Annotated in this window: 2 protein-coding genes; both read left to right on the top strand. The window is 36.0% G+C overall.

The annotated features are described in order from the left end of the window. The coding region (locus V4538_17605; protein MES2382868.1) for a T9SS type A sorting domain-containing protein at positions 1–683 on the top strand (683 nt) is incomplete at its 5' end. 168 nt (positions 684–851) lie between these two features. Continuing rightward, positions 852–4,020: metallophosphoesterase (locus V4538_17600; protein MES2382867.1), on the top strand; the 3,169-nt coding region annotated here is incomplete at its 3' end.

Below are 4,020 nucleotides of genomic sequence, written 5' to 3'. Positions count from 1 at the left end.
ATTATACTTGGAACAACACAAGCCAAACATCGCGTACCATAAAAGTATTACCACCTAACGGAACTACTGTTTATTATGTAACTGATACTTACTCATGTTTACGTGATTCATTTACCGTAAACGCAACCACCTTCCCTATCACCTTACTTAATTTTGATGCGCAATTAGCTAATAAAAATGTAAAACTAAATTGGTCAACTGCTGCTGAAATTAACAACAACTATTTTACTATTGAGCGCAGTGAAAATGGTGAAACATTTTTTCCAATAGCCAATGTAAAAGGTGCTGGTAATAGTAATAAAACGTTACAATACAATACAGTAGATGATATCAGTGCAGTAGATGCCAACACGATCTTTTATCGCCTTAAACAAACCGATTTTGATGGTAAGTTCACCTATTCAAAAGTGGTAGCCGTTGATTTAAACAAAGCAGGTAACTTTGATTTAAATGTATTTCCTAATCCTAATAGTGGAACATTTACTATTGGCTTAAGCAATGTAATGAGCGAAAATGTAAACATTACCATTGTAGATTTATTAGGTAAACAACATTTTGCACAACAAATTGAAACCATCAATGGAAACAAAACCATTGAATTAAATTTACCACAAGGCTTTTATACCTTAAATGCTACCACCATTGAAGGCAAAGTAATTGTTCAAAAAATATTGGTTAAATAAACCATCGTATTTTAATACCATAAAAGCCTCTTGTTTAAAAACAAGGGGCTTTTTATTTATATTATATTACCAATAATCGCTTAAATTTGTTAAACAAAGAACAATTTTTAAGTAAATGCTAATCTATCAATTAGCCATTTACAGGCCTATAGTATTAAAATAAAAAGAGTGACGCGTATTAAAGATGTATTTAATTTAAGGAAAAATATTCAGTTGCCTTTAAGTAACAGTTTCCATATAACAGCTATAAACAAGCAAATATCAGCCTTATTATTTGTAATAATTTTATCCTATTCTACAATCAATGCACAAAGCAATGCTACACTGAGTCGTTTTGTAAGTGCAAGCTCTGATGATGTGGAAGAAGTAGTTGCAGGTGGAACAGGTACCATAGGTACTATAGATTTAACCAGTCCCGACTTAGAAAACATGCTTGACGGAAACCAGTATCAGATAATTGGTTCTCGTTTTAAAAACATTAATCTTCCAAGGGGAGCTATTATTACCAATGCGTATATTCAATTTACCACCAGAGGTAATAAAAATGCAGTATTGGGCGACATTGTTTTTAAAGGCGAAGCAATAGACAGCAGTATAACTTTTGCTACTACTGCTTTTAATGTATCAAGCCGTACAGTAACTACCGATTCTGTAGTATGGCCGGGTAGTACAAGCAGTTCATGGGGTTTTCTTGCCGGAGGCACAAGAGGCGTTGACCAAAAAACACCTAATTTAAAAACAATCGTTCAGAATATTGTTAACAGAACAGGCTGGAAAAGTGGTAATGCCATTACCTTTATTTGGCGGGGAACAGGTGTACGTAATGCTTACACCTACGATGGTTTCTCTATTTTTGCACCCGAATTGGTTATTCAATACCAGGTTTTTCCTGCTTTATTAATCCCTAACGGTGGAGAAACATGGCAAGCCGGTGCTCAAAAAAATATTATATACAATGCCAACGGTATACAAACATTAAAACTAGAATATTCAAACAATGGAATCACATGGAATACCATTACCAATAATGCTTCAGGCAGTGCCGGTTTATACACATGGACATTACCCAATAACCCAACCACACCGGGTGCAACCTATAAAATAAGGGTAAGCGATTCCAGCAATACTGTATTTTATGATACCAGTGCGTCCTATTTCACCATTGCTTCCGATACTTTAATTAAACCCGGAACATCATGGAAATATAAAGATGATGGCTCTAATCAAAATACAGCATGGCGGGACAGTGCATTTAACGATGGAACATGGAACAGCGGAAACACAGAATTAGGTTATGGTGATGGTGATGAAGCTACTTTAGTAAATGCTTGCGGGGTAGTTACCTTAAACCCTACCTGTACCAATAAATACATTACTACTTACTTCCGTAAAAAAGTATACATACCAAACTTAAACGATTTCAATAATTTCTCCTTACAGGTAGTACGCGATGATGGTGCTATTGTATATGTAAACGGAAACGAAGTATGGAGAAACAATTTACCTTCTGGGACTATTGCTTACAACACATTAGCTTCAACTGATATTACAGGATCAGATGAATCAGCTTACCAGCTATATACTTTAGCAAAAACCTATTTTGTAAACGGATGGAATACCATAGCGGTAGAAATACACCAACAAAGTGGCAGCAGTCCCGATGTAAGTTTTAACTTGCGCTTAAAAGGTAACCAAGCACCTTTAAAACCAATTAATGTATTAGCTCCAAACGGAGGCGAAACCCTTAGTGCGGGTAATACCTATGCCATTAAATGGTTTAACAATACAAGTATTACGAAAATAAAAATTGAATACAGTACAAACGGCAGCATCTGGAGTACTATTGCTTCCAATGTTTTATCATCATTAGGTACTATTAACTGGTTAATTCCAAACACACCTTCAAGCCAATGTATGTTACGCATTAGCGACTCAGCTAACGTAGCTGTTTTCGATACTACGAATGCCCGTTTTACCATTGCTCCTCCGGCTACTTTAATTAAAGGACCATACTTACAAGTGGTTACCCAAAATGCCGCTACCATACGTTGGAGAACGGATTACCCTACACCAAGCAGGATAAGATTAGGAACCACAAGAGGAATATTAAACTTGGTAAAAGACGATTCAACTTTTGTAACAGAACATGAAGTAAGAATTACAGGATTAAATACCTATACCAAATACTTTTATAGCTTAGGTAGCTTAAACGATACCTTACAAGGCGACAGCAATAACTATTTCAGGACATTAGCAGCAAAAGGAGATAACAGTAAACTTTACAGAATTGGCGTTATTGGCGATTGTGGTAACGCATCAACTAACCAAATAAATGTAAGAAACCAATTTGTCAGCTACCTTGGTAATAACTATTTAGATTCATGGCTTTTATTGGGTGATAATGCTTACGGAAGCGGAACTGATATAGAATATCAGGCACACTTTTTTAATATTTACAAAAACGATTTATTGAAAAAATATCCATTATGGCCTGCACCCGGTAACCACGATTATGAGAATAACGGACTCCGCCAAAACGACCACGACATACCTTATTACGATTTATTTACCATGCCAACAGCTGGCGAAGCCGGAGGTGTAGCATCAGGAACAGAAGCTTTTTATTCATATGATATTGGTAATATTCACTTCCTTTCATTAGATTCTTATGGTAGAGAAAACAACGCTACCCGTTTATACGATACATTAGGTGCACAAGTAAACTGGATTAAAAACGATTTAGCTGCCAATACCAACAAACAATGGATTGTAGCTTATTGGCATCATCCTCCGTATACTATGGGGTCCCACAACTCAGATACAGAAACCCCTATAGTACTTATACGTCAAAACTTTATTAAAATTTTAGAACGCTACGGTGTTGATTTAATATTAACCGGCCATAGCCACGATTACGAACGTTCAAAACTAATGAAAGGCCATTACGGTTATGAAGCTAGTTTTGATAGTCTTACGCATAATATTAGCCAATCAACAGGTAAGTATAATGGCAGCAGCAATTCATGTCCGTACATAAAAGATACTTTGGTAAATGCAGGAACTGTTTATGTGGTATCAGGCTCAGCAGGACAATTGGGCGGAACACAAGGAAGCCAATTTCCACATAGTGCTTTACCCTTTTCAAATGCTATTTATGGGGGCGCCATGATATTGGAAGTACAAAACAACAGATTAGATGCAAAATGGATTTGTTCCGATGGTGTTATTCGTGACCAGTTTACCATGGTTAAAAATGTAAATCAAAAAACTACCATCAATGCCAATTTAGGCGATAGTGTTACCTTAACAGCATCATTTGTTGGAAATTATACTTGGA

Source organism: Bacteroidota bacterium (assembly GCA_040388375.1).
Lineage (GTDB): Bacteria > Bacteroidota > Bacteroidia > UKL13-3 > UKL13-3 > JAAFJM01.
This window is presented reverse-complemented; position numbering and strand designations above follow the sequence as displayed.